This window comes from Sphingomonas alpina (assembly GCF_014490665.1).
In the GTDB taxonomy this organism is placed as follows: Bacteria; Pseudomonadota; Alphaproteobacteria; order Sphingomonadales; family Sphingomonadaceae; genus Sphingomonas; species Sphingomonas alpina.
Genome location: NZ_CP061038.1, coordinates 2,049,169 through 2,074,593, shown reverse-complemented (window position 1 = coordinate 2,074,593; position 25,425 = coordinate 2,049,169). Strand labels below are relative to the sequence as shown.

Below are 25,425 nucleotides of genomic sequence, written 5' to 3'. Positions count from 1 at the left end.
GATCCGCCAGGATTGCGCCATGCGGCTAAACCGATGCGTCGCTCATGCGTTATGTCCGGCAGCCAACTCAGCAAGGGACAGCAACATGATCGACCATATCGGCCTTGCCGTGACCGACATTGCCCGGTCACGCGCCTTTTACGAGGCGGCGCTCGCACCTTTGGGCATCCGCACGATCGAGGTTATCGACCCGAGCCAGACCGAGAGCGGCGGCACCGCAGTGATGATGGGCGCCGATGAAATCTTCTTCGTCATCGCCGACAATGAAGCGATCGGGGAGGGGACGCATGTCGCGTTTCGCGCCGCGTCCCGTGATGACGTCGATGCCTTTCATGCCGCCGCCCTGGCGGCCGGCGGGCGCGACAATGGGGCACCGGGAATCCGGAAGAGATATCATCCCGATTATTATGCCGCATTCGTCCATGACCCTGACGGCATCAATGTCGAGGCTGTGTGCCATCTGCCGGAAAGCTGACGGTCTCTGGGCCGCGAAAGGCGGGGCTGACACTGGCGTGCGATGCGATACAAGGTGGGCCATGTCGAACCGCCTTCTTTTCATCGCTGCGCTGATTGCCGGGGCAAGCTATTACTTCGTCGATCATGTTCTGGCGCCCGGGACGGCTGCGATCGTCTGGAAAGGGGCGGGTGTCGGGCTGCTCGCCTTATGGGCGGCGACACAGGCGCGCGATCGTGCCGGCTGGCTGATCACGGCGGTGCTTGCGCTCGGCGCGCTGGGTGACGTGCTGCTCGAGACGTCGGGACTGACGATCGGTGCGTTGGCATTTCTTGCCGGGCACCTTGTGGCTGTCGGCCTGTATCTCACGCATCGCCGCTCGGGCGGTGCCGCGGATTGGGCTGTCGCGGCGCTGATACTGGTCGCAACGCCGGTTGCGGCGTGGTTGCTGCCAACCGATCGCGGCGCGGCACCGGGTATCGCGCTGTACGCGACCGGCCTTGGTGCCATGGCGGCCAGTGCCTGGCTCAGCCGCTTTCCGCGTGGCTATGTCGGCCTTGGTGCGCTGCTCTTCGTGGTGTCCGATCTGTTGATTTTTTCACGGATCGGTCCGTTGTCCGCATCGCCCGTTCCCAATCTTCTGATCTGGCCGACCTATTTCGGCGGTCAGGCGCTGATCGCCTGGGGGGTGGTCGCGGCACTCGATCGAACGAGGCGGGCATGAAGATTTTCACGATCGGATATGAAGCCACGACGATGGCCGATTTCCTTTCGGCACTGACCGGTGCCGGGGTCGAGCGGGTGGTCGATGTGCGGGCCTTGCCGCTGTCGCGGCGTCCGGGCTTCTCGAAAAACACCCTCGCCGCATCGCTGGCCGCGGCCGGCATCGGCTATGTCCATCTCAAGGCACTGGGCACACCCAAACCGGGTCGCGATGCTGCCAAGAAGGGCGATGTCGCGACCCTGAAGTCAGTCTATGCGGCACAGCTCGATTTGCCTGAGGCACAGGTCCAGGCGGCGCAAATGCTTGAACTTGCCGCCGAGAAGCCGTCCGCTCTGCTGTGCTTCGAGCGCGATCCCTGCCATTGCCACCGCACCCTGCTGCTCGCGGCGGTGGGCGAAGGTGCCGAGGTGGTAGACCTTTACCCATGATCCATACGCTGGCGGTTTCCGGCTACCGCTCGCTGCGTGAGGTGACGCTGGCCCTGGGCGACGTGACGGTCGTCACCGGCGCCAATGGCAGCGGCAAATCGAGCCTCTATCGTGCACTGCGCCTGTTGTCGGATGTCGCGCAGGGCAGGGTGATCGCCTCGCTGGCGGCTGAAGGCGGATTGACCTCGACCTTATGGGCCGGGCCGGAGCGCTTCAGCCGCGAGATGAAGGCAGGAACACAGCCGGTCCAGGGCGTGGTGCGTGACGGGCCGGTCAGCCTGAAGCTCGGCTTTGCGGGGGATGATCTGGGTTATGCGATCGACCTCGGCCTGCCGATCCCGTCACTGTCGCGCTTTGCCGCCGATCCCGAAATCAAGGTCGAGGCGGTATGGAATGGTGCGGTATTGCGGCCGGCGATGCTGGTCGCGGAACGGCGCGGCCCGAGCGCGCGCATTCGTGGCGAACGCAGCGGTCAATGGCATGACAGCCGGACGGGACTGTCGTCGTTCGATAGCATGGTCACGCAGTGCGCCGACCCGGCCGATGGCCTCGAACTGCTGATGTTGCGTGAACGGATGCGGCGCTGGCGCTTCTATGACGATCTGCGCACCGATCGCGCCGCGCCCGCGCGCCGCCCGCAGGTCGGCACCTTCACGCCGGTGCTGGCCGGCGACGGCAGCGATATCGGTGCCGCGATCCAGACGATCATCGAGATCGGCGATGGCGATGCGCTGCAGGAAACGGTCGGCGATGCCTTTGCCGGCGCGCGCATCAGCATTGGTGCGGATTTCGAGGTCGAAATGCACCAGCATGGGCTGTTGCGACCGATGCGCGGCGCCGAATTGTCCGACGGTACGCTCCGGTATCTGCTGCTGATGGCCGCCTTGCTGTCGCCGCGGCCGCCTGAACTGATGATCCTCAACGAACCCGAGGCGAGCCTTCACCCCGACCTGCTGGCGCCGCTCGCACGGCTGATCTCGCTCGCTGCACGGGATTGCCAGATCATCGTCGTGTCGCATGCCGCCGCGCTGGTCGATGCGCTGGTCGGACATGCGCTGACGCGGCAGATCGTGCTGCGGAAGGAACTTGGCGAAACCCATGCGGAACAGCAGGATGCGCCACCGAAATGGGCATGGCCGACGCGCTGAGTCCTGGCATTGCCGAGACGAGTTGTGCGCCATTCGAGCGTGACTATTGTGATCGGGAGAGCGAAAGGCATGACATGCGAAAGCAAGTGATATTGGCACTGGCGGCCTTGTGCATCCCGATCACCGTGGCGGCCTGTGATGGTATCCAGGGGGCCGCGCAAACCGTCCGGGCTCAGGGGCTGGCGGAGGCGCGTGCCGGGTACAGGACGCAGCTGGTCCAGCAGACCCGCGATGGCACGCGAGCGCCGCAGCCGCCCACGGGCGTGCTCGACCTGATCCATTACAAATCACCGGCGGGGCAACTCGCCGCCTATATCACGCCGCACCCGGCAGGTGGCGGCCGCCATCCGGCGATCATCTGGATTTCCGGCGGCGACAGCAATTCGATCGGGAATTTCTGGGACAAGGCGGATCCCGAAAACGACCAGACCGCTGCCGCGTTTCGCGATGCCGGGATCGTGACCCTGTACCCCTCGCTGCGCGGCGGCAACGACAATCCGGGCTATCGCGAAGGGTTTTACGGCGAGGTCGACGATATCCTGGCGGCGGCCGACTATCTCGCGGCGCAGGAGTATGTCGACCCGCAGCGCATCTATCTCGGCGGGCACAGCACGGGTGGCACGCTGGTTCTGCTGACTGCGGAGATGAGCAAGCGGTTTCGCGGAATATTCGCCTTTGGCCCGGTCGCGGAGGCGAGCGATTATGGCGGTCAGTTCTTCTATGCCGACCTGAACGACGCGACTGAGGTCAAGCTGCGCTCACCGATCCACTGGCTCGGGTCGGTGACAAGCCCGACATTCGTGTTCGAGGGTGCGGACCAGGGCAATGGCGATTCGCTGGATGCGCTGAGCGCCGAATCCAGCAATCCGCAGCTGCATTTCTACAAGGTGCCGGGACGCACCCATTTCAGCATCCTGGCGCCGGTCACGGCGGTGATCGCGCGCAAGATCATCGGCGATGCTGCCGGCAAGGGGACGGTGTCGTTCAGCCAAGCCGAGCTGAACATGGCGCCGCGCTGATTGCGTGGAGATTGAACCACCACCGTCATTCCCGCGAAAGCGGGAATCCCGCTTCTTCTTCTGAGTGCCGACCCGATGCCTTTCGCGGGGGTAGCAGTGAGAGTCACGTCTAAGAGTTCACATATAAATATCTGATATATAATAGTTTATATCAGAATCACGCCGAAACGGCGACGGGAGATATAGGACATTTCGGTGTCCCATATCTCCCGTCATCGGTGAGCTTCGCGCGGTCGCCATGAGTGATTCAAGCATGACGCAAGGTCGGGCATATCATCCCGTGCCGGGCTTGCACCGGCGCGCTCTTTCTCAGTGTCGGAAAACAGAGTGTCGCGTATCTATGCGCGCTAGGGTGCGTTTTAGCCCGCCACCGGAAGCTTGACCGACCCGTCCGCCAGCCGTTCCAGCGGCCCATAGGCAAAGACGGCTTCAAGCAGCAGCGGGCCGTAGAGATGCGGGAACAGCTGCCCGCCGCGCGATTCTTCCCATTTCAGTGAAGCGCCGAACGAGCCGAGATCGACCGCCGCGACATGCAGGTCGGTCCGGCCGGCGAAATGCTTGTCGACCGTCTCGGTCAACTGCTCGCAGGTGGAGAGGTGGATATAGCCGTCGGCCAGATCGATCGGTGCGCCGAGGAAAATCCCGTCACGTTCCAGCACCGCCATCTGATCGGCGGTCAGGACCTTATAGGCCGTGACGGGAAATTCGCTCATTCGCCATCCTCCGGCGTGGTCCCGGCGTCGTCGATACCAGCGTCATCGATGCCAGCATCGTCGGTCGCGCCGGTGTCCGGTGCCGGCAGCGCCGCCACATCGGCGGGATCGGCCTCGGGTTCGTCTTCGCTTTCTTCGATCCGGGCAGCCGAGACCACATGCTCGTCCTTGGCGACATCGAACAGCTTCACGCCGGCCGAGCTGCGGCTGATGATGCGGAAGCCCTGATCGTCGCCGCGTTCATGGCGCAGTTCGATCGGCATGCGGATCAGCTTGGCCTGGTCGGTGACCAGCATCAGCTGTTCGCCATGTTTTGACGGGAAGCTCGCCACGACATCGCCGTTGCGGGCGAGATTGTCGATATTGGTGATGCCCTGACCACCACGCCCGATGCGGCGATATTCATAGGCCGAGGACAGCTTGCCGTAACCATTGGCGCAGACCGTCAGGATGAACTCTTCCCGCGTACGCAATTCGGCGAAGCGTTCCGCACTCATCGTCGGTTCGCCGTCCTTTTCCGGCTTCCACGGTGCGAAGCGGACATATTCCTCGCGTTCTTCCTGGCTGGTACCGACACGGTGGAGGATCGACAGCGAGATGACCTCGTCATCGCCCTTCAGCGAGATGCCGCGCACGCCGGTTGCGGTACGGCTCTGGAATTCGCGCACGTCATCGCCGGCGAAGCGGATCGCCTTGCCCTTGCGCGTTGCGAGCAGCACATCGTCGGTCTCGTTGAGCAGCGCAACGCCGATCAGGCGATCGTCGCTCTCGTCATCGAAGCGCATCGCGATCTTGCCGTTGTTGGGCACGTTGGTGAACGCGTCCATCGAGTTGCGGCGGACATTGCCCTTGGCGGTCGCGAACATGACGTGCAGCGCACCCCATTCGGCCTCATCCTCGGGCAGAGGAAGCACGGTCGAGATCGTCTCGCCCTCGGCCAAGGGGAGCAGATTGACCATCGGCCGGCCGCGTGTCGCGGCACCGCCCTCGGGCAGGCGCCAGACCTTCTTGCGATAGACCTTGCCGTGAGTGGAGAAGAACAGCACCGGCGTGTGCGTCGAGGTGACGAACATTTCGGTGACCACGTCTTCATCCTTGGTCGCCATGCCGGCGCGGCCCTTGCCGCCCTTGGCCTGGGCACGGAACGTGTCGAGCGTGGTGCGCTTGATATAGCCCTGCATGGTCACGGTCACGACCATGTCCTCGCGCTCGATCAGGTCTTCGTCGTCGATACCGTCGGCGGCTGCGGCGATCTCGGTACGGCGCGGCGTGGCGAACTGGTCGCGCACGGCGGCCAGTTCTTCCTTCATCACTTCATAGAGCTTGGCGCGGTCGGCGAGGATCGCGAGCAATTCGGTGATCGAGTCGGCGAGTGTCTTGAGTTCGTCGCCGATCTCGTCGCGGCCAAGCGCGGTCAGGCGGTGCAGGCGCAGGTCGAGAATCGCACGGACCTGCACGTCGGACAGGCGATAGATTTCGCCCTCCTGCTTGTCCTCGACGGCCTCGACCAGGCGGATATAGGGCGCGATCTCGGCGATCGGCCATTCGCGCGCGGCGAGTGCGGCACGCGCGACGACCGGACTTGCCGACCCACGAATGATGCGTACGACCTCATCGAGATTGCTCACGGCGATGACCAGGCCGAGCAAGATGTGCGCACGTTCGCGCGCCTTGGCCAGTTCGAATTTCGACCGGCGCGTGATCACCTCTTCGCGGAACTTGACGAAGGCTTCGATGATGTCGCGCAGGTTGAGCGTTTCGGGCCGCCCGCCGCGGATCGCCAGCATATTGGCCGGGAAGCTCGATTGCGCCGGTGTATGGCGCCACAATTGGTTGAGCACGACTTCCGGGGTCGCGTCGCGCTTCAGGTCGATGACGATGCGCACGCCGTGACGGTTCGATTCGTCGCGAATGTCGCTGACGCCCTCGATCCTTTTGTCCTTGGCGGCTTCGGCGATTTTCTCGACCAGGCCGTTCTTGCCGACCTGATAGGGAATTTCGGTGAGCACGATCGAGCGGCGATCGCCACGGCCTTCCTCGACCTCGTAGCGCGAGCGCACGATGATTGAGCCGCGTCCTTCCTGATAGGCCGAACGGCAGCCCGCACGACCGAGGATGATCGCACCGGTCGGGAAATCGGGACCGGGCACGATTTCCATCAATTCTTCGACCGTAATCCCGCCATTCTCGATATAGGCGAGGCAGGCGTCGATCACTTCGCCGAGATTGTGCGGCGGGATGTTGGTCGCCATGCCGACGGCGATGCCGCCCGCGCCATTGACCAGGATATTGGGGAAACGCGCCGGCAGGACGGTCGGCTCTTCGCGCGACCCGTCATAATTGGGCGCGAAATCGACCGTGTCTTTCTCGATGTCCTGCAGCAGCGCCATCGCCGCCTTGGTCAGCCGCGCCTCGGTATAGCGCATCGATGCCGGCATATCCGGGTCCATCGATCCGAAATTGCCCTGGCCGTCCATCAGCATCACGCGCATCGCCCAATCCTGGGCGAGGCGGGCGAGCGCCATATAGATCGAGCTGTCGCCGTGCGGATGGTAATTGCCCATCACGTCGCCGACGATCTTGGCGCATTTGCGATACGGCCGGCCGGGGACGAAGCCGCCCTCCTGGCTGGCGAAGAGAATGCGGCGATGCACCGGCTTCAGCCCGTCGCGCACATCGGGCAGCGCGCGGGCGACGATCACGCTCATCGCGTAATCGAGATAGCTGGAACGCATTTCGTCGACGATCGAGATCGGCGAGATATCGGAAGGGTCGGCGAGGAGTGTCTCGTCGGTCAAATTTCGAAGCTTTCGGGTTGTGTGACGTTGTGGTTACGTCACTAGCCCATCAGCTTCGCGCTGACCACCCCCGCACGCGTACGAGCGCGCGCGAGGGACGGTCGATCCGGGACTTATTTGCAGGCCTTCTTGGTCGCGTTTCCGGCCTTGGAGCAATTATAGGTGATCTGCTTGCCGGTAGAGGTTTTGGTCGTGACCATGCGGCCTGCCGGGGCGGCTGCCGCGACTTTGGTGGTCCGATGCGTGGTGACGGCAGCCTGAGTCCTCACCGCCGGTGTGCGAGCGGCCGGCGCAACCGTGGTTTTGGTGGTCGCGACGGTCTTGACCGCAGCGGTTTTCGCCACCGGCTTGGCGGTTGCAACACCGGCGGCACCGGCAAACAGCGCCGATGCGGCGAGGATCGAGGTGATCAGTGTCTTCGACATGGGTACAACTCCTGTCCAGTGCGACGCGGTATCGCGCCACTGATCAGGGTAGTGCGCCAGGGCGGGTGTCGGCGATGTGACCCGCAGGTGAAATGATTGTCATGCGGGGATTTCGGCGCCGTCCCAGCCAAAGAATTTGCCGCTGTCCGGTGCTCGCAACCCGTCGATGACATCGAGCAGCTGGACCGCCGCACGGTCGGGAGCGAACAGGTTTCCGGGCGTCACATTGCCTTGAAACGGGCGGGACAGAGCCGTGTCGACCGTGCCGGGATGCAGGCCGACCACGATCGAACTGCTGTTGCGGCGCCTTTCCTCGATCGCGAGGGTGCGGATCAGCATGTTGAGCGCTGCCTTGGAAGCGCGATAGCCGTACCAGCCGCCAAGCCTGTTATCGGCGATGCTGCCGACCCGCGCGGTCAACGCGGCGAAAACCGTGCGGCCGGTTCTGGGCAACAGCGGCAGAAAATGCTTGGCGAGCAGCGCTGGGCCGATCGCGTTGATCGCAAGAGTTCGGGCAAGCCAGTCGGGATCGAGCTCGGCATAGGCCTTTTCGGGACCATGATCGTCCTGGTGAAGCAGGCCCGTCGCGACAAAGATCAGCGTCGGTGCCGGGCCCGTCGCCACAACCGCAGCAGCAGCGGCAATGCTGGCCTCGTTGGTCAGATCGATGTGCCGCCTGCCGCTCCCGCTCCGGGCAAAACCGTGCACGAGATCGAACGCGCCCTCCTCGATCAAAGCCGCTTCGAATGCGCCGCCGATGCCGCCGGACGCACCGATCACGACCGCTGCGCCAGTCAAGCGGCGCCTCGCATGAAGCGCCACTGCGTGTCGTTGCTCTCGGCCGGGTCGAAGCGATAGCCGTCAGTGTCGAAACCCTGCATCGCCTCGACGTCGCTGATGCGGTGCTCGCATAGCCAGCGCGCCATCATGCCGCGCGCGCGCTTGGCGTTGAAGCTGACGAAACGCGGCCCGTCCGGGCCGGGCTCGCGGAAATCGACCTGGATGACGCGAATATCCTGCGGCAGCTTGCCGGCGACTGCTGCCCAATATTCCTGGCTGGCCAGGTTGAGTACGACGCCAGACCCTTCCTCGGCGGCATCCTGTGCGAGCAGGTGTGCGATGCGGCTGCCCCACCAATCGTAGAGACTCTTGCGCCGCGGTGCCCAGCGCGTGCCCATTTCCAGCCGATAAGGTCGCATCGCATCGAGCGGGCGGAGCAGGCCGTACAGGCCGGACAGCATCCGGACATGATCCTGGGCAAAGGCGATCCCCGCCTCATCGACGGTCCGTGCCTCGAATCCGGTATAGACGTCCCCGGCAAAGGCGAAGATCGCCGGGCGATCGGGCGCATCGCCGAATCCGGCGAACCGATCCGCATTGAGTTTCGCCAGCGGCTTGGAAATATCCATCAGCGCCGCCAGCCGTTTCTGGCTGAGATTCGCCGCCGATGCAGCCAGTCCCGCCGCCTCTGTCGCGAAACGCGGCTCGGTCGGGGTCACGGCCGGAATCGGCTTGGCGTAGTCCAGGGTTTTTGCAGGGGAAAGCACAGCGATCATCCGGCCCGGTTAGCGGCGCGATCGGTCATGGTCAAAGCGATGCTTCGATGCACGGAACCGAACGGCATGTTCGATCGTCGTGCGGCGCGTGCGGGAGATGCCTTTCCTACCGCCGCTTGCTTGAACCCGAAGCCGGGGGTGGCTACAGCGGCCGGGCCAGGATGGCGCCGCGCGCCGCCAATAGGAGAGTTCCATCGTGAAGACATTGTCCCGGGCCGCACTGGCGGCCATCTTGATCGCCAGCACATCGAGTGTCGCGATCGTGGCTCCGGCCTATGCGAAGAAGAAAGAGGAAGCCAAGGCGCCGGGCCTGCAACTCAGCAAGGAAGCGCGCGAATTCGCAGTCAAGATCGATGAAGCCGCGCGCGCGCGCGAAGCTGCACCGGCCGAGGGCAAGGCACAGGCCGACGCGGCGTACGCCGCTGCTGTGGAAGCCAATCTGCCGGGCCTCGAGAGCGTGGCGAAGAACGACGATGAACGCTATCTCGCCCAGGCCTATCGGCTTCAGTTCGAAGTCCTCAAGATGGGCAATGGCGGCAACGACAATGCCATGGCCGCCCCGCTCGATGCGCTGCTCGCCAATCCCAAGACGCCCAAGGAAGCTATTGGCCGTTACGCGTTCACACGCGGCAACATCGCATTCAACGCCAAGCAATACCCCGTCGCGCTGAGCAATTATGCCAAGGCGAAGGAGGTGGGCTTTACCAACGCCGACCTGCCGTTGCTGATGGCGAAGGCGAAGGTTCTCGGCGGTGACCCGGTTGGCGGGATTGCCGATATCGAAACTGCGGTGGCGGCGGACCGCGCGGCCGGCAAGCCGGTGTCCGAAGATCTCTACACTTACGCCATTACCGCGCTGCAAAAGACCAACGACAATGCAGCGGTCCAGCGCTGGACGCGCAACTGGCTGCATGCTTTCGGTACGCCCAAGAACTGGCGCACCGCGATCTATGTGTTCGGTTTCCAGGGTGCCGGTGCCAAGCGCATCGACAAGAAGCAGCGCGTCGACCTGTTCCGCCTGATGCGCGCGACCAATGGTCTTGCCGGCCAGGACGATTATCTCGAATATGCCGAGCTGACTTTCTCGATCGGTCTTGGCAGCGAGACGATTGCCGTGCTCGACGAGGGCAAGAAGAACGGCAAGATCCCGGCGTCGAGCACGACCGCGTCGCAGTTCCGATCCGACGCCGTCAAGCAGATCGCCACCGAAGGAACGCTGGCCGCGCAGGAAGCCAAGGCAAATGCAGCGAAGACCGGCACTGTGGCGGCCGATACCGGCGATTTCTGCCTGGGCAGCGGCAATTATGCCAAGGCGATCGAGATGTACCGACTCGCGCTGACCAAGGGATCGGTAGACGCCGATGAAGTGAATACGCATCTCGGTATCGCGCTGACCGCGACGGGCGACAAGCCCGGTGCAAAGGCAGCGTTCGCGCTGGTCAAGAATCCGCCGCGCAACGAAATCGCGACGCTGTGGACAACCTGGATCGATGCACCGGCGGCGGGCGCGCCCGCCGCATAAGCGGCTCGGTTCGTCCCCAAAAGTGAGAAGGGCGGCAGCGATGCCGCCCTTTTTCATGAGGATCGGGTGTCAGGAAGGGCGGACGGGTATCCCGGGCACCGACTTGGCGGTTCGGATCGTCAGGGAAGTCTTGACGCTTGCGACATTCGGGGCCGGGGTGAGATGCGTCGTCAATATATCCTGGAAACTCTTCAGGTCGCCGGCAACGATCTTCAGGATGAAGTCGATTTCGCCATTGAGCATATGGCATTCGCGGATTTCCGGGATCGCGGCGACATGATCCTCGAATGCGGCGAGATCGTGCTCGGCCTGGCTGCGCAAGCTGACCATCGCGAAGACGGTTATCGGATATCCCAACGCCGCCGCGTCGAGTTGTGCATGATAGCCCTTGATCGCTCCGGCATCCTCCAGCGCGCGGACGCGGCGCAGGCAGGGCGGGGCGGTCAAACCGACCCTTTCGGCGAGCTCGACATTCGTCATTCGTCCATCGTCCTGCAACAATCCCAAAATCTGCCGGTCGATTTGATCAAACGCCATTGCGTACAACTCCCGCGCGACGCGAATTTTCGCGTGCGTCTCTGTGGTTCAGCATAAGATAATTGCGGGGGAACGCAATTGTCCCACATTGCTACGTCCCGAAATCAACAGTTCCTCAAGCCGCGTATGGCGGTTAAGAAATTATTACGGCGCGCCTTTCGCGCGTCGATACGGGGGTACCGGTTTGCGCTTCGACGATAGCCTTGAAACGGTCCTCTCGGCAGATATGTCGACGCCGTTTGGCGCGCAGTCGGCATGGCGCCAACTGGTCGACCTGATCGGTCGACGCCGGGTGCCGGTAAGCCCGGCAGCGATCACGCGTCTCAAGGCGATTCGCGTGCAGGTGCCGCCGCCGGTGCGCGCGGCGAGTGCCCGGTCCCTGTCCTATGCCGATCCCCCGGCTGAACTGGTGCATCTGTTCGCCGAGGATGACATCACCATCGCGGCGCCGGTGTTGCGCGTCGCACGGATGCGTGCTGACCAATGGATCGATATGCTGCCCGGCCTGTCGCCGGCCGGCCGGTCGATCTTGCGCCACCGTCGTGACCTCGCGCCCGAGGTTCGCCGTGCACTGGAGAGCTTCGGATCGGTAGATTTCCGTCTGTCCGCGGCTGGCGGCGAAGCGCTGTTTGAGGCTGGCGTTGAGCCGGGCGGAATCGACACCGACTTCGAGCTTCCGAAAATGCCGTTGCCCGGCCCCAAAACCGGAATATTGCGGGGCGAGTCACAGGCAGCTGAGATCGAGCCGGTGGATGCCGTCATCCTGCCGATGCAGACTGCCCCCGCCGAATCGGCATTTGTCTCGCTTGGGTCGGTCGCACTTGGCCTGCCGGTCGTTGCCGAGGCGTTGCGTCAGGCGGAAGGAGGTGATGCTCCTTCGTCGGGAACCGACCCGCTCGACAGCCAGTCCACCGGGCCCTTTGAGATCAACGAACTGCTCCAGCGTATCGACGCCTATCAGCGTCAGCGCGAGGACAAGCCCAGCATTCCCTTGTTGCGGAGCGATAATGACGCTCAGCCGGCGCTGTTCGATCTCGAGCCTGTCCAGTCGCCCAGTTTCCGGTTCGAAACCGATGCGGCCGGAATCGTCCGCTGGATCGAAGGAGCCGCGCGTGCGCCATTGATCGGCCTGCCGCTCGATTTCGCCGCATTGCCCAATGGATCACGCGTCGACGGCGTCGCGGCAGGTGCGTTCCGCCGTCGTGCCGGATTTGCCAATGCCCGCCTGGTCGTCGAGGGCAATTCGGATGCGGCGGGGCAGTGGCGGATCACCGGCATCCCGGTATTTGACCGCGAAACCGGACGGTTCACCGGCTATCGTGGCACCGCCCGTCGCCCTCGCGCGGACGAAAGCGCGGAACCGGCGCGCGTCTCTCGCAACCCGCAATCGGACGCGTTGCGCCAGCTCGTCCATGAATTGCGCACACCGACCAACGCCATTGCCGGCTTTGCGGAGATGATCGAGACGCAACTGCTCGGGCCCGTTCCGCAGCCCTATCGCGACCATGCCAGCCAGATCCGCAGTCAGGCCGCGGACCTGCTGACGGCAATCGACGATATCGATCTGGCGGCGCGGATCGAATCCAACGCGCTCGACCTTCGGCCCGGCACGGTTCCCGTCGCATCCCTGCTGGCGCAGATCGCGGACGATCTTGCGTCTCTCGCGCGATTGCGCGGCACCGTTCTGATGATCAAACCCGGCTCGCCGGAAATGGCCATTGCGGGCGACGACCGCGCCGTCGAGCGGTTGATCGCTCGGCTCATGGCGACATTGGTCGCGTCGGGCAGCAAGGGTGAGAAGATCGAGATCGGCGCTGAATCCGGTCCCGACGCGCAGGTCGTGCTGACCTTCGATCGCCCGCAGTCGCTTGCCGCTTATGGCGTCGAGAGCATCCTGACGATCGACGCCGAGGCGGAAGCGGAGGCCGAGGGCGCACCGTTGCTTGGGACGGGCTTTGCACTCCGGCTGGCGCGCAATCTCGCCAGTGAGCTTGGCGGCGCGCTGGTGATCGGCGAGCAGGCCTTGACTTTGCACTTGCCTGCCGCCGTTATCGCGCCTGTGGAGCAGGTTTCTTCCAGCTGAGCGTGGCAGGGATCGCCTCGCCCTCGATCGGGTCGATCCATCGCCCCGCGCCACCGGCCGCAGCCGACCGGGTCTTGTGGTCCGACGATTTCGGCACGCGATTCACGATCATGGTCGATACCGAGGAAGAGTTCGACTGGAGCGCACCCTTGTCGCGCGAGTCGCGCAACGTCTCGGCGATCGGTGCGCTGCCCGAGGGACATCGCCGTTTTGCCGACTGCGGCGTGCCACTGACCTATCTGGTTGACCATCCGGTCGCGACCGACCCTTTGTCGATCGACATCTTGCGCGACGTCCTGACAGATGGTCGCTCGGCGATCGGCACGCAGCTTCATCCCTGGGTCAATCCGCCGTTCGAGGAAGCGCTGACCCCGGCCAATAGTTTTGCCGGCAATCTGCCAGAGACGCTGGAAGCGGCGAAGCTCGGCGTGCTTACCAATGCCATCGCGACAGCATTCGGTGCGTCCCCTTTGGTCTATCGCGCCGGGCGTTATGGAATAGGGCCCGCTACCGTAGCGTTGCTGGCATCGCGCGGTTACCGGATCGATAGCTCGATGCGCGCTTGTTATGATTATAGTGCGGAAGGTGGCCCGGATTTCCGGGCGGTCGGCAATCACGCATTCCATGTCGGCGGGATGATGGAGTTGCCGCTCACCACCGTTTTTACCGGCCTGGCCCGTCATGGCGGTGCCGGGCTTTACGAGGCGCTCGGCCGTATTCCGAAAGGGCGTGGGCTGTTCGCTCGTACCGGCTTGTTATCGCGCGTTGCCCTGACGCCGGAGGACATGCCGCTCGCCGACGCGCTGGAGGCAATCGCCGTGGCGCTGGGGCAGGGGGTGCGGGTGCTCAACTTCTCGTTCCACTCGCCATCGCTCGCGCCGGGGCACACGCCCTATGTTCGCGATGCTGCGGATCTCGCTGTGTTCAATCGCTGGTGGGACAAGGTGCTGGCGGATCTCGATCGGCGCGGCGTGCGCCCCGTGTCGCTCGCCGAATTGATTGCCGCGGGCACGCGACCGTAAAGCGCGGCTTGCCAGCGGCGGCGCGCCTCCGCTAACGGAACAGACGGTGGGGCCTGTAGCTCAACTGGTTAGAGCTGCCCGCTCATAACGGGTAGGTTGCGGGTTCAAGTCCTGCCGGGCCCACCAACACCGTCTGCATGGCATGGACATGCTATCCAGAACTCATTGTTGATCAATGGCTTCGACCGACGCCGCAATCGACGCGAAATCGACGAGCGGAGCGTCCGGCGATCAATCTGAAAATGCCGGCCCGGACATCTTCGATACACATTCGAGATTGAGCGGGGCGCCGGGATCGCGAAGGAACGCTATTGTCAGTTGCCCTCCGCAGCGATTGAACATCGCACCATGGGCCTGGCCCGGAATCAGTACGAATCGAGCGTTGGGCATGGTACGCAGAAGACGCCTCCCCCAGTCGGGCGGGGTGACAGGGTCGAATTCGCCAGCGAGAATCAATATCGGCACGTCGCTTGTCACGGCCTCGTTGGCAGATGGCTCTGCGGCGCGCACGCCCCAGGCCGCACAGGTTTCCAGTGTCGCGGTGCGTCCGTCCACGCCCCCTAATCCAAGGCCGGGTGAGATTTGCGCCTCCATCCGCTCGCGCTTTTCAAACGGCATTTCTTCACCGCACCATATGGAAAGCCGCTGGCCCCAGTTGAAACTGGACGGGCCAGGCTGGAGCAGCGGAAGCAATCCCTCAATGCGGTCGTTCGCAACCTCATCCATCAAATGGGGCAGTGCAGGGATCAATCGGGGCTGCTGAAGCGCCGCACCGATGGCTTCGACAATGTCGCGACCACGCAGGACGCGGCCGTTCGGCGCGGTGATACCCTTCCGATCGGCGCGTGCGATCAGCGCAGCGAACCGATTTCGGAGATCGGGGTGCCGCGTATCGCATACGGGATCGCTCGCGCATCCATCAAAGACAAGGTGGATCGCGCGCCGAAGTGCGGATCCGGCCATCTCGTCATAGTTGATGTCGACCGGCAAAACGGAGTCGAGCACGACGCTGCGGACCCCCTCCGGGTGCCGCGCGAGCACCGTCTGCGCCAGGCGTGTGCCATAGGAATAGCCAATCAGATTCCACTGCCGAACACGGAGCAGACGGCGTAAATCCTCAAGGTCGTCAGCGGATTCGGCAGAGGTATAGCCGTCAAGATCAATCCCGGACGCAATCAGGGCCGTGCGGCAGCGTTTCGCCGCAGCCGTTTGGGCATGCCCCGCCGCGCTGGCGGCCCGGAGCTGGTTCAATTCAGGGCAGGCAAGCGATGGCTGCGCGAACTTGTTGCCGCGGCCCTCGAGCAGGATCTGGTCGCGCTCGGCCAGAAATGGATTACCCTTGCCCGTCGTACGGCCCTCGACGCTGCTGAGGCCTGGTCCCCCCGGCAGATAGACGACCGGATCAGGAGCAGGGGTAATTCCAGTACTGCGCAGGATCATCACCGGAAGCCTGATGGTCCGGCTGGCGGGCTTGTTGCGGTTTTCGGGGACAATGAGCATGCCGCAGTCGATCCGTTCACCGTCCGCAACAGGAATCGCACAGTCTACCTTCTCAAAACGTGCTGCTGCGTTCTCCGGTCGCGGCGTCGCGGCCATCACCGGTGCAGCGATCAGGCACCCCACCACGGCAGCAAGGATGCGATTACCGAAGATGACCAAAACAATTCCCCTTGTTGAGCATGGTGTATTGCATCTGTATGTCACCCATGCAAATCGTGCGTTTTGCATGTTCGGCCCTGCTGGAATCGCCTCAAACATGCGTTGCCTACGAAAGTCTTCGTTGACTCCTACGAAGTCCTTCGTATAAATCGATGCATGGCCAGTACCGATCTCCCCAAACCCACCGAAGCCGAACTGGAGCTGCTCGCGGCGCTGTGGGAGAAGGGTGAGGCGACGGTGCGCGAGTTGTTCGACGGCCTCAGCGGCGACCGTCCGCGCGGCTATACTTCGGTGCTGAAGACGCTGCAGATCATGACCGAGAAGGGCTTGGTCGAGCGGACTGAGCAGGGCAAGGCGCATGTCTATCGCGCTGCCGCCAGCCGGAGCGACACGCGAAGCCAGTTGCTGCGCGACCTGACCACACGGCTGTTCGCGGGATCGGCCGCACAGCTCGCGATGCATGCACTGTCGATGGAAACGGTCGACGCTGACGAGCTTGGCGAGATTCGCAGGCTGATCGAGGCGAAGAGACCGAAACCGTGACGCTGCATGCCGACGCGCTTGCCTGGACGCTGATCCATTTCTGCTGGCAGGCAGCGGCGATCGCCCTTGTCCATGGCGCTGTCGACCGGTCTCTTTCCGGAATCAGCAGCCGCGCACGCTATGGCCTGGCGCTTGCCGCGATGCTGGCGATGGTCGGCGCGGCCATTGTCACCTTGGTCCATCAGGAAATGCTGGCACGGGTTGCCGCGCTCTCCGCCATCATCCCGATCGCCGGCCAAGGCGTGGCACTGGCAGACATGGCAATGGATGCCGGAGCCGGGTTCCGGCAGGTGTCGGCCTGGTTCCCGACCAACGGGGCATTGTTATTCTGGCTCGACATGGCGTGGCTTGCCGGGGTGTCGTTGCAGTCGGTCAGGGCGATCGGCGGATGGATCGTGCTGCGCCGTCTCGTTGGTGCGGCGGATATGGTGGTGCCGGTGGCCCTGTCGGCAATGGCCGACGGGTTATGCGCCCGTATGAACCTGCGTCCGGTCGCGTTGCGGCTGTCCCGGCAGGTCTCCGGGCCGTTTGTGATGGGCCTGTTCCGTTCCGTCGTGGTCGTGCCGCTTTCCGCGCTCGCTGCCTTGTCACCCGATCAGCTTGAGGCGGTGCTGGCGCATGAACTCGCCCATGTCCGCCGCGCCGATTATTTCTGGAACTTGCTGCAGACCTTGGTCGAAACCCTGTTCTTCTTCCATCCCGCGATATGGTGGATCGGGCGCAGGCTGCGCGAGGAACGCGAACATTGCTGCGACGATCTGGCGTTGGCAGCGTGCGGCAACCCGCTGGCCTTCGCCACCGCCTTGTGCACGCTGGAGGCGGCGCGAAGCCCTGGTCTGGCCCTTGCGCTCGACGGGCATCGACCGGCCTCGGCGTTGCGTCGCAGGGTCGCGCATATCCTGGGAGAGGCAGTGCCGGCACCGCATCGCGCGGCATCGCTGCTGCTTGCGGGCATCGCCGCTCTAGGCCTGTGCGCGGTCTCGGTTCTTCCGCACGCGCGTGCATCCATTGTGCAGCCTGCCCGGGCCAAAACCGTGCAGATCCGGCCCGTCGCCATAGCCGGGACTGCGACGATCGCGACTGACGCCAGCCGAACGGAAGCAGCTGGGCCAGCCGCGCCCGAGCCGCTCGCCGTCACCACCGCAACCGATCCAGCGAGCGTCGATCCTGTACCGCTCACGCCGTCGACACCGCAGGCGCCACGCGCCGAATCCTATGAGGAAGCGATGCTGCAGGCCGGCTACGCCGGCGAGATGCGTGCGCTCCCGTCATTGGAGCAGGACGGTGTCACGCCCGATTATCTGCGCACCATCCTTGCGCTTGGGCTGGGCGCCCCCAATGCCAAGCAACTGAGGATTCTCTGGTCGAACGGCGCCCGCGCCGCCGATCTCGAGACGTTCCGCGCGGTCGGAGCAGCGCCGTCGACCCTCTATGATTTCGTCGGCTATAGCCTGTTCGGCGTGACCCCGGCGCTGATCACCGGCATGCGCGAGGCCGGCTTCGATGGTATTCCGCCAGGCAGGCTGGTCAAACTCGCCAAGGTCGGGGTCACGCCGGCCTATGCCGCCGCGGCGAGACGGGCGCGGCCTGACATCGACCTCCGACAGCTGATCGGCCAGCGGATGGACGAGAATGACAGGGAACGCGCCGCGAGCGACGGAGCCGGCGGCGGCTAGCCACCGGCCAGTCACAGCATTGACGACAGTACCGACGATGTGACGGCGGACGCCCATGGCTTGTCCGCGAAAGGAGAAGCGATGAGACGCATGACCCCATCTTCCAAAGGCCATCGCTGATGCCGTCGGGCAGGAGCGCAATGGCCGAATGGGCGCTGAACATGGCCGATATATGCCCGCCAAGCGGCGCGGACATCGATGCGGCACGCGCCGCGGCAGGCCAGTTGTCGCGGCTCGATCGCGGTGATGGCGTGGTCAGCTTACGCGCCGGAACTGGCCGGGAAGCGATCAGGCTGCCGATGACGGTCTTCCGGGCGCTGCTGCGCATGGTGGCGGAAACGGGCAAGGGCAATGCCGTCGCCGTGGTCCCGCTGGAGGCGGAACTGACCACGCAACAGGCGGCCGATTTGCTCAACATGTCGCGCCCCCAGCTCGTCAAACTGCTGAAGCAGGGCGAGCTGACCTATCGGATGGTCGGTACGCACCGCAAACTGCCGGTGCGCGACGTGCTGGCGTACCGTGCGGCCCGTACTGTCCCGTCGGGAATTCCCGCGCAGGAAGATGCTTGATGCGGATCGGAGTTTTCCTGCGCGGTGCGATCACGCTCCTGGCGCTTGCCGCCATACCGGCGCGTGCAGCGCCTGATCCTGGCGCACAGGTCGATGCGATCATGCGGCGCCTGATGGCCGAGCGCCATGTTCCCGGCGCGCAGGTCGCAGTGGTTCGCGGCGGCCGGGTTGCGCTGCTACGTCATTATGGCATCGCCAACTTGCAGACGCCGGTCGCCGTCACCGACTCCACGATCTTCTCGGTCAATTCGATCACCAAGGCCTTTACCGGTGTCGCCGCGATGCGCGCTGTCGAGGCGGGCCGGCTCGACCTGTCGAAACGCGTTGGCGACTATCTGAGTGATCTGCCCGAAGCCTGGCGCGGCGTGACTGTCCGGCAATTGCTCAGCCATAGCTCCGGCCTGCCCAATTTCGCGGGAAGCGCAGGCAGCAAGCAGGGCGAGGAGGCGGCGGCCTGGGGATGGGCGCTGGCTCAGCCGGTGCGCTTCCCGCCCGGAGAGCGTTTCGACTATAGCCAGACCAATTACGCGCTGCTCCAGAACATTCTCAACGCGCTGGACGGCCACCCGCTCGACGCGCCGGTCGTGCTCGCTCAGACCGCGCTGGTCGGCATGCCGGGGACAGGCCTGCATGACAGCCGCGAGGTCGTGTCCGGCAAGTCGGCCGCCTATGCCCTGGAGAATGGCGCACCGCGCGGCCTGTTCGAGACTTTTTCGCCCAAGCATCGTGCCGCCTCGGGCATGGACAGCACCGCCGCGGACATGGCGCGCTGGATGAACGCTATCCTCGATGGCCGCTTGCTCGGCGCCGCCGCGCGGCAGACGATGTGGACGCGCGTGCCCTTCACCAATGGATCGCTCGGCCAATGGGGTATGGGCTGGCTGGTGATGGACCGCGTACGGCATCGCAGCGTGGGCATGACCGGCGGCTCGCGCTCGGCGATGTTCCTTTATCCCGACGACAATGTCGGCGTGGTCATCCTGACCAACCTCGCTGGCGCCACGCCGGAGGATATGGCCGACCAGATCGCCGCGCTCTACATCCCTGGCATGCAGCTGGAGGGCGTGGGGGCACTGCGCGCGGCGCTGGACCGGCAGGGCTATGGTGATGCCTCTGCCGTCCTGGCCGGGCTTCGACGCGATCCCGGATTCCGGGTCGATGAGCATGAACTCAACGACTGGGCATATCGCTTGCTCAGCTTTGGCAAGCCGAAAGAAGCGCTGGCGGTGATGAAGATCGGGGTCGAGTTGTTTCCGCGCAGCGGCAATGCCTATGACAGCCTGGCCGACGCCTATGCGATCAATGGCGAGAAGGCGGCGGCGATCGCCAGCTATGAGCGGTCGATTGCGCTCGACCCGAGCAACGCTCATGCCGTGCAGCGCCTGAAAGCGTTGCGAAAATAACCCGGCGCGGAGAGGCGTTCACCGGTAGTCGCATGTAAAAAGCACAGCTTTGCGGCCACACCGCTTGCATCCGCCCCATCAACCCGCGTAGAGGCCCCCATTCGTCGGGGAGTGGCGCAGTCTGGTAGCGCGCCTGCTTTGGGAGCAGGATGTCGCAGGTTCGAATCCTGTCTCCCCGACCATCACCGGTTTCGACGGTTTTCAGAGCGTTCTGAAAATGGCCCAGTCCCGCGCATGGCATATCGCTTGAGCCAGGGGCGGCGAAAACTGCGCTAACCGTCTGCGGAATCCCCAATCGCTGTCGATCGCCTGAAAGCCTCTCTTTCAGAGCTCGGATCGGTGACGAAAGCCGGTACGGGCCGTCGGTTCAGGCGGATCGATACAAAAAAAACGCGCCACCCAATGGGTGTGGTCGCGCCTCCCTCGTCAGGCGCCCGCCGCATCGACTGTCAAATTAAGTGCTCGTTTCCGTCATCATTCCGTCGCCTGATCATCGCGAAAGCGCAACGCGCCGACCCTAGCGGGATCGCCAGATCCGCCAGAGATTAAAGGGAAGCGCGAATGATCAAGAAAGCCAAGCTGGCCGGCCTGGGCATGGCCATCCTGTCGATGATGTGCGGCACGTCGGCCTTCGCTCAGGCGGTCGCCGAAGCGACGCCGGTCGATACCGGGAACTCGGATGAGGACATTATCGTGACAGGGCGTGCCGGCAGCGGTGAGCGCACCAAGCTGGAGACCAGCTATGCAATCACCACCTTGTCGAGCGAGTCGCTTCGGTCGCGTGCGCCGTCCAGCGTTACCGAGACATTGAAATCGGTACCGGGCTTCTGGGTCGAGGCCTCGGGCGGCGAGGGCAGCGGCAACGTCCGTGCGCGCGGTATCCCGGTCGATGGCTTCGGGTCGATCAACCTGCTCGAGGATGGCCTGCCCGTGCAGCATGATCCCGCGCTGGGGTATCTCAATGCCGATCAGGCATTCCGCATGGACGAATCGATCGACCGGATCGAGGTCGTGCGCGGTGGTCCGTCGTCGGTCTTTTCACCCAATGCGCCGGGCGGCGTGGTCAACTTCATCACCAAGCGGCCGGGCGAGAATTTTTCGGGCAATGCGCGGATTTTGTACGGCCCGACTGCTGACCTGTATCGCTTCGACGGCTGGATCGGCGGGCCGATCGGCGGGGGCTGGAAATTCGATGTTGGCGGTTTCTATCGCAACGAACGCGGTGTCCGCGATCCTGGGTATACCGGCAACAAGGGCGGTCAGATCCGCGCCGACCTGTCGCGCGACTTCGGCAACGGCCATGTCAGCCTCAGCTACAAGCGGTTGGCCGATAACGCGATCTTCTACACCGGCATTCCGCTCAGCAAGGATCGCAACGGCGACATCGTGGGCATTGCCGGCTTCGACCCGCATTATGGCACCACCGCGAGCCGTGCGAGTGCGTTCCTGACGCTGCGCAGCGCCAATGGCCCGGTCTCGTTCGACAATACCGATGGCAGCAGCATCCGTCTGGATCAGTTTTCGGCGATGGCGGACTGGGAATTCGGCGACGGCTGGACGCTGTCGAACAAGGCGCGCTACCGCGATTCGAGCACGGTGCGCAATGGTGTCTACCCGGCCGCGATCAATACCGGCGCGGCGTATGTCGGCTCGAAACAGACCGCGCTGCTCAACGCCTACCCCGGCGCCACGCGCGCCCTGCTTCGCTACACCGACACCGGCGAAGCCTTCAATCTTGCGGGCCAGAACGGCAATGGACTGATCTTCGAGAACAGCGCGCGGCCGGTTTCGGTCGATGAGAGCGAATTTCTCGACGATCTGCGCCTGACTCGCAAGTTCGACCTGTTCGGCCAGACGCATGATATCGCGTTCGGCGTCTATTTCGCGCATATCGACGAGACGTTCCGCCGCTATTCGGCGACCGCCCTGCAGGATGTGTCGGACAATTCGCGCCTGCTCGATCTCGTCGCAGTGAATGCCGCCGGCCAGGTCGTCGGTTCGCTGACGCAAAACGGCGTGTCACGCTATGGCTCGGAATTTGCCAATGGTTCGGGTTCGTCGGATACGATCGCCGTCTATGCGTCGGACGAGTGGCAATTGACGCCGCAACTCCGGCTCGACGGAGGCATCCGCTATGAGCGTGTCACGACCAAGGGATCGCAGGAGGGGAGCAAGACGGTCGATCTCGGCGATGCCTCGACGCTGGCGGACAACAGCGTGCTGACCGGGAACGGCATCTTCACCCCGTTCGATCGACGCTTCGATCATGTCGGATTCACGATCGGCGCCAATTGGCAGTTCAGCGGCTCTGCCGGCGTGTTCGGCCGCTATACGTCCACCTTCCGCCTGCCCAGCGTGGGCAGCTTCATTACCAGCGCCACGGCGGTGCCCGTCATTCAGGGTATTCGCATGTGGGAAGCCGGGGTGAAGGCCGCGACCCCGTTGTTCAGCGTCTATGCCACGGGCTTTCTGACCGATTTCGATTCCTTCTCGATCTCGAACTTCCAGTTCAACAGTGGCACCGGCGGCTATACCTCGCAGACGGTCTATACCGACACGCGCGCTTATGGCGTCGAGCTGGAGGGGACGATCCGGCCGGTCGACTGGTTCGACTTCACGGTCAATGCGACGGTTCAGGAAGCCACGTTCCGTAACCTGCGCTTCAATGAGCTGTCCGGCACGACGCTGATCCCGCGCGACTATTCGGGTAATCAATTGCTGCGCGTCCCGAAAATCGCGCTCCGGGCGACGCCGGGGGTCAATTTGTTCGACAAGCGCTTCCGCGCGCAAATGGATGTCGAGCATTATTCGGATCGCTACGCGGATGCCGCAAACACGTCGAAGTTACCTGCTTATACCGTGATCAACGCCAGCGTCCGCTTCGGCCTCACCGACCAGATCACGCTTTGGGCCTATGGCGACAATCTGACCAACAAGCTCGGCCTGACCGAGGGCAATCCTCGTGCCGGCGAGCTCACCAGCGGTCAGGCGAACGATCAACTGTTCATCGGGCGGCCGATCGTCGGTCGCAACGTCCGGTTCGCGGTGGATTTCAAATTCTGATGATGCGTGTTCGCACCCTGATCCTTCTCTTGTTCCTCCTGGCCGTCGCTTCTCCGGCGGCGGCCGAGTTGGCGGTGCCGGCCGATTTTCAGGTCATGGGGGTGGTGACGAGGGCCGATCACCAGCATTACCGGGACGTGCCGTTCGATGTGCCGGCGGGCGTCGAGCGGATCACCGTGATCCTGTCCTATGACAAGGCGAACAAGACGGTCATCGATATGGGGGTGCGGGACCCCATGGCCTTCCGTGGTTGGAGCGGGGGAACCCGCGACCGCTTCACGATCAGCCCGAGTGATGCGTCGCCCGGTTATCTCGCCGGCGCGATTCCCGCTGGCCGCTGGCGAGTCGTTCTGGGCGTGCCCAATGCCCGGGCGGGAAGCCGCAGTACCTATACCGTCAGCGTCTTTTTCGACCGCGGCAAGAAGCGCAAGGCGACTGCCGCGATTGCCGGTCCGCCGCTGAACGATGCGCCCGGCTGGTATCGCGGCGACCTGCACATGCACGACGCCAATAGCGATGGAAGCTGTCTCAGCCAGTCCGGCAAGCGCGTACCCTGTCCCTTGTTCCGCACCGTCGAGGCAGCGGCGCGGGCAGGGCTCGATTTCGTCGCCGTCACCGATCACAATACGGTCGCCCATTTCGGAGCTTTGCGCGAACTCCAGCCCTGGTTCGACCGGCTGCTGCTGATCCCGGGCGTAGAAGTCACCACTTTTGGCGGCCACGCCAATATCTTCGCACCGTCGCATGTCGTCGACTTCCGGGTCGGCGGTAAGCAGGTGCCGACCGTCGCGGCGCTCGAGCGCAAGGTGGCCGAGGCGGGCGCCATCATGTCGATCAACCACCCCGCGCTGCCGTCGGGGGAGCTGTGCATGGGGTGCGGCTGGACCTGGCCGGCGACCGACTATGCAGGGATCACTGCGATCGAAGCGGTCAACGGCACCATGGCGGAGGGCCCTTTGGCGGGGATCGGCTTCTGGTACGCGCGGCTCAACGAAGGGCACCGCCTGACCGGTATTGGCGGGAGCGACAATCACGATCCCGATATGTCCCCCGGCAAGGCGCCGATCGGTCGACCGACCACGGTCGTCCATGCCGAGTCGCTGTCTACGTCCGCGATTATCGACGGCATTCGCGGCGGGAACGTGTTCATCGACGTCGACGGCAGCCGCGACCGCCTCCTGGAGTTGCAGGCCGTCTCCGGCACTGCCAGTGCCGCGATGGGCCAGACCTTGCCGCTGAGCGGATCGCTCGAGCTCAAAGTGCATGTCGTCGGCATGTCCGGGGGCAACATCCAGGTGATCGCCAACGGGAGCCCCTTGGGGGCGTTACGGGCGCCGGTGACCATGGCCGATCAATGGAGCTCGTTCGCGCTGGATCGGGCTATGGCCTGTGGCTGGATCAGCGCGACCGTGCTGGCGGGCGGCCATCCCAAGCTGATCGGAAATCCGATCTATATCCGATGCGCCTGATGCGATGGTGATTGCGCCGCGATCGTGAATATTGTCTTGGCCGTCCGGTAACCGCCAGGCGAGACCTATCATGCGCACCATTTCCGACGATGTCGCAGTCAGGCTTTATCATTTGGGTGACGACGGTGTCGCGGCAACCCTGCTGTACGGAACACTGGCTGAAGCCTTGACGCTTGCCGCAGCGCAGCCCGGGGATGTGCAGGACGAGCTGTTCCTGCAAACCAGCAACGATGTCGTCAGCTATCTGGATTATATCGAGGGATAGCGGCGATCAGCGCGCGTGAGCGCCACCCGTCGATCGCGCTTCGGCGCATGCACCTGAAGCCTTTCGAGCCGAGCTGAACCCGTTAACAGCGATTCAATGAAGCTGTGGGATGCGGCACTGTGACGGTCGGACGAGACGCCAGCCCGGCGCGCTCGTCCTGCTCTTTCACATGGCCGCGAAGCACCGGGTGATCCTCGCCCCTGTTTCGACCGAAGTGGCCCCTGTTATAGCCCCTGTTACGCCCCTGTTTTCATAACAGGGGCGAAGCCAGCGATGTAGCTGAAAACAGACGCTTAATCCGGCGGCCGGATCCAACATAACAGGGGCGAGAAAATACAATCCCGAAAAC

The 25,425-nt window shown here is 64.0% G+C and carries 22 protein-coding genes and 2 tRNA genes; 17 read left to right on the top strand and 7 right to left on the bottom strand.

Translation table 11 applies throughout. From position 1 onward, the window contains the following. Positions 1-85 precede the first annotated feature (85 nt). The 5 genes from H3Z74_RS09515 (at position 86) to H3Z74_RS09495 (ending at position 3,773) form a co-directional block, all read left to right on the top strand. Positions 86-475 carry a VOC family protein gene (locus H3Z74_RS09515; protein WP_187763630.1) on the top strand — a complete coding sequence of 130 codons (390 nt, stop codon included), beginning with the start codon at positions 86-88 and terminating at the stop codon, positions 473-475. Between the two features lie 61 nt (positions 476-536). Next, a complete protein-coding gene (locus H3Z74_RS09510) occupies positions 537-1,178 on the top strand; it encodes a lysoplasmalogenase (RefSeq protein WP_187763629.1) in 642 nt (213 codons plus the stop codon). Next, positions 1,175-1,606 carry a DUF488 domain-containing protein gene (locus H3Z74_RS09505; RefSeq protein WP_187763628.1) on the top strand — a complete coding sequence of 144 codons (432 nt, stop codon included), beginning with the start codon at positions 1,175-1,177 and terminating at the stop codon, positions 1,604-1,606. Before H3Z74_RS09510 ends, H3Z74_RS09505 begins: the two co-directional genes overlap by 4 nt. Then, on the top strand, positions 1,603-2,754 hold the full coding sequence (locus H3Z74_RS09500) for an AAA family ATPase (RefSeq protein WP_187763627.1): 1,152 nt from the start codon (positions 1,603-1,605) through the stop codon (positions 2,752-2,754). Before H3Z74_RS09505 ends, H3Z74_RS09500 begins: the two co-directional genes overlap by 4 nt. A 74-nt stretch (positions 2,755-2,828) precedes the next feature. Further along, positions 2,829-3,773, top strand: coding sequence for an alpha/beta hydrolase family protein (locus tag H3Z74_RS09495; RefSeq protein ID WP_229726995.1), 945 nt, complete (start codon positions 2,829-2,831; stop codon positions 3,771-3,773). A 359-nt stretch (positions 3,774-4,132) separates the two neighbouring features. On the opposite strand, the gene H3Z74_RS09490 is transcribed toward H3Z74_RS09495, so the two are convergent. From H3Z74_RS09490 to yaaA, 5 genes are all read right to left on the bottom strand, one after another. Then, a complete protein-coding gene (locus H3Z74_RS09490) occupies positions 4,133-4,486 on the bottom strand; it encodes a DUF952 domain-containing protein (RefSeq protein ID WP_187763626.1) in 354 nt (117 codons plus the stop codon). Continuing rightward, the gene (gene gyrA / locus H3Z74_RS09485; protein WP_187763625.1) at positions 4,483-7,284 is read right to left on the bottom strand and encodes a DNA gyrase subunit A; all 2,802 of its coding nucleotides are present in this window, start codon (positions 7,282-7,284) and stop codon (positions 4,483-4,485) included. Before gyrA ends, H3Z74_RS09490 begins: the two co-directional genes overlap by 4 nt. 113 nt (positions 7,285-7,397) lie before the next feature. Then, positions 7,398-7,709, bottom strand: coding sequence for a hypothetical protein (locus H3Z74_RS09480; RefSeq protein WP_187763624.1), 312 nt, complete (start codon positions 7,707-7,709; stop codon positions 7,398-7,400). A 99-nt stretch (positions 7,710-7,808) separates the two neighbouring features. After that, positions 7,809-8,507 (bottom strand): SDR family NAD(P)-dependent oxidoreductase, encoded by a 699-nt coding sequence (locus H3Z74_RS09475; RefSeq protein ID WP_187763623.1) that lies wholly within the window; start codon positions 8,505-8,507, stop codon positions 7,809-7,811. Continuing rightward, positions 8,504-9,265: a peroxide stress protein YaaA gene (yaaA, locus tag H3Z74_RS09470; RefSeq protein WP_187763622.1), complete on the bottom strand. Its 762-nt coding sequence runs from the start codon at positions 9,263-9,265 to the stop codon at positions 8,504-8,506. The genes H3Z74_RS09475 and yaaA overlap by 4 nt, the downstream gene beginning before the upstream one ends. 196 nt (positions 9,266-9,461) lie before the next feature. Between yaaA and H3Z74_RS09465 the strand changes: the two genes are divergently transcribed. Beyond that, positions 9,462-10,787, top strand: coding sequence for a hypothetical protein (locus H3Z74_RS09465; protein WP_187763621.1), 1,326 nt, complete (start codon positions 9,462-9,464; stop codon positions 10,785-10,787). 69 nt (positions 10,788-10,856) lie between these two features. Here the strand turns inward: H3Z74_RS09465 and H3Z74_RS09460 are convergent, their stop codons facing one another. After that, a complete protein-coding gene (locus H3Z74_RS09460) occupies positions 10,857-11,324 on the bottom strand; it encodes an Lrp/AsnC family transcriptional regulator (RefSeq protein WP_187763620.1) in 468 nt (155 codons plus the stop codon). Positions 11,325-11,550: 226 nt separating this feature from the next. Here H3Z74_RS09460 and H3Z74_RS09455 point away from each other — a divergent pair, with 226 nt between their 5' ends. The 3 genes from H3Z74_RS09455 to H3Z74_RS09445 all read left to right on the top strand — a co-directional run bounded on the left by H3Z74_RS09455 (position 11,551) and on the right by H3Z74_RS09445 (position 14,555). Beyond that, the gene (locus H3Z74_RS09455) at positions 11,551-13,407 is read left to right on the top strand and encodes a sensor histidine kinase (protein WP_187763619.1); all 1,857 of its coding nucleotides are present in this window, start codon (positions 11,551-11,553) and stop codon (positions 13,405-13,407) included. Positions 13,408-13,418: 11 nt separating this feature from the next. Beyond that, positions 13,419-14,429, top strand: coding sequence for a polysaccharide deacetylase family protein (locus H3Z74_RS09450; protein WP_187764250.1), 1,011 nt, complete (start codon positions 13,419-13,421; stop codon positions 14,427-14,429). Between the two features lie 49 nt (positions 14,430-14,478). Further along, positions 14,479-14,555 (top strand) — tRNA-Ile (locus tag H3Z74_RS09445). Between the two features lie 105 nt (positions 14,556-14,660). Here the strand turns inward: H3Z74_RS09445 and H3Z74_RS09440 are convergent. Then, a complete protein-coding gene (locus H3Z74_RS09440; protein WP_187763618.1) occupies positions 14,661-16,088 on the bottom strand; it encodes an alpha/beta hydrolase in 1,428 nt (475 codons plus the stop codon). 156 nt (positions 16,089-16,244) lie between these two features. Between H3Z74_RS09440 and H3Z74_RS09435 the strand changes: the two genes are divergently transcribed. The 8 genes from H3Z74_RS09435 to H3Z74_RS09400 all read left to right on the top strand — a co-directional run bounded on the left by H3Z74_RS09435 (position 16,245) and on the right by H3Z74_RS09400 (position 25,076). Then, positions 16,245-16,631, top strand: a complete 387-nt coding sequence (locus H3Z74_RS09435; RefSeq protein ID WP_187763617.1) for a BlaI/MecI/CopY family transcriptional regulator — start codon at positions 16,245-16,247, stop codon at positions 16,629-16,631. Next, positions 16,628-18,307 carry a M56 family metallopeptidase gene (locus tag H3Z74_RS09430; RefSeq protein ID WP_187763616.1) on the top strand — a complete coding sequence of 560 codons (1,680 nt, stop codon included), beginning with the start codon at positions 16,628-16,630 and terminating at the stop codon, positions 18,305-18,307. Before H3Z74_RS09435 ends, H3Z74_RS09430 begins: the two co-directional genes overlap by 4 nt. Positions 18,308-18,426: 119 nt before the next feature. Beyond that, positions 18,427-18,876 (top strand): excisionase family DNA-binding protein, encoded by a 450-nt coding sequence (locus H3Z74_RS09425; RefSeq protein WP_187763615.1) that lies wholly within the window; start codon positions 18,427-18,429, stop codon positions 18,874-18,876. Then, complete coding sequence (locus tag H3Z74_RS09420; protein ID WP_187763614.1) at positions 18,876-20,279, top strand: serine hydrolase; 1,404 nt, start codon at positions 18,876-18,878, stop codon at positions 20,277-20,279. Before H3Z74_RS09425 ends, H3Z74_RS09420 begins: the two co-directional genes overlap by 1 nt. A 105-nt stretch (positions 20,280-20,384) precedes the next feature. After that, a tRNA-Pro gene (locus tag H3Z74_RS09415) sits at positions 20,385-20,461 on the top strand. Positions 20,462-20,840: 379 nt separating this feature from the next. Further along, entirely contained in the window at positions 20,841-23,342 is a 2,502-nt protein-coding gene (locus tag H3Z74_RS09410; protein ID WP_187763613.1) for a TonB-dependent receptor, read from the top strand. A 2-nt stretch (positions 23,343-23,344) separates the two neighbouring features. After that, on the top strand, positions 23,345-24,811 hold the full coding sequence (locus tag H3Z74_RS09405; RefSeq protein ID WP_187763612.1) for a CehA/McbA family metallohydrolase: 1,467 nt from the start codon (positions 23,345-23,347) through the stop codon (positions 24,809-24,811). 70 nt (positions 24,812-24,881) lie between these two features. Then, on the top strand, positions 24,882-25,076 hold the full coding sequence (locus H3Z74_RS09400) for a hypothetical protein (RefSeq protein WP_187763611.1): 195 nt from the start codon (positions 24,882-24,884) through the stop codon (positions 25,074-25,076). Positions 25,077-25,425: the final 349 nt, after the last annotated feature.

Excerpts from the sequence above, each read along its gene's own strand:
- H3Z74_RS09490 (WP_187763626.1), bottom strand. The coding sequence starts at position 4,486 with ATGAGCGAATTTCCCGTCACGGCCTATAAGGTCCTGACCGCCGATCAG.
- H3Z74_RS09420 (WP_187763614.1), top strand. The coding sequence starts at position 18,876 with ATGCGGATCGGAGTTTTCCTGCGCGGTGCGATCACGCTCCTGGCGCTT.
- H3Z74_RS09410 (WP_187763613.1), top strand. The coding sequence starts at position 20,841 with ATGATCAAGAAAGCCAAGCTGGCCGGCCTGGGCATGGCCATCCTGTCG.
- H3Z74_RS09480 (WP_187763624.1), bottom strand. The coding sequence starts at position 7,709 with ATGTCGAAGACACTGATCACCTCGATCCTCGCCGCATCGGCGCTGTTT.
- H3Z74_RS09435 (WP_187763617.1), top strand. The coding sequence starts at position 16,245 with ATGGCCAGTACCGATCTCCCCAAACCCACCGAAGCCGAACTGGAGCTG.
- H3Z74_RS09495 (WP_229726995.1), top strand. The coding sequence starts at position 2,829 with ATGCGAAAGCAAGTGATATTGGCACTGGCGGCCTTGTGCATCCCGATC.
- H3Z74_RS09405 (WP_187763612.1), top strand. The coding sequence starts at position 23,345 with ATGCGTGTTCGCACCCTGATCCTTCTCTTGTTCCTCCTGGCCGTCGCT.
- H3Z74_RS09460 (WP_187763620.1), bottom strand. The coding sequence starts at position 11,324 with ATGGCGTTTGATCAAATCGACCGGCAGATTTTGGGATTGTTGCAGGAC.
- yaaA (WP_187763622.1), bottom strand. The coding sequence starts at position 9,265 with ATGATCGCTGTGCTTTCCCCTGCAAAAACCCTGGACTACGCCAAGCCG.
- H3Z74_RS09515 (WP_187763630.1), top strand. The coding sequence starts at position 86 with ATGATCGACCATATCGGCCTTGCCGTGACCGACATTGCCCGGTCACGC.
- H3Z74_RS09505 (WP_187763628.1), top strand. The coding sequence starts at position 1,175 with ATGAAGATTTTCACGATCGGATATGAAGCCACGACGATGGCCGATTTC.
- H3Z74_RS09455 (WP_187763619.1), top strand. The coding sequence starts at position 11,551 with ATGTCGACGCCGTTTGGCGCGCAGTCGGCATGGCGCCAACTGGTCGAC.
- H3Z74_RS09500 (WP_187763627.1), top strand. The coding sequence starts at position 1,603 with ATGATCCATACGCTGGCGGTTTCCGGCTACCGCTCGCTGCGTGAGGTG.
- H3Z74_RS09400 (WP_187763611.1), top strand. The coding sequence starts at position 24,882 with ATGCGCACCATTTCCGACGATGTCGCAGTCAGGCTTTATCATTTGGGT.
- H3Z74_RS09425 (WP_187763615.1), top strand. The coding sequence starts at position 18,427 with ATGCCGTCGGGCAGGAGCGCAATGGCCGAATGGGCGCTGAACATGGCC.
- H3Z74_RS09510 (WP_187763629.1), top strand. The coding sequence starts at position 537 with ATGTCGAACCGCCTTCTTTTCATCGCTGCGCTGATTGCCGGGGCAAGC.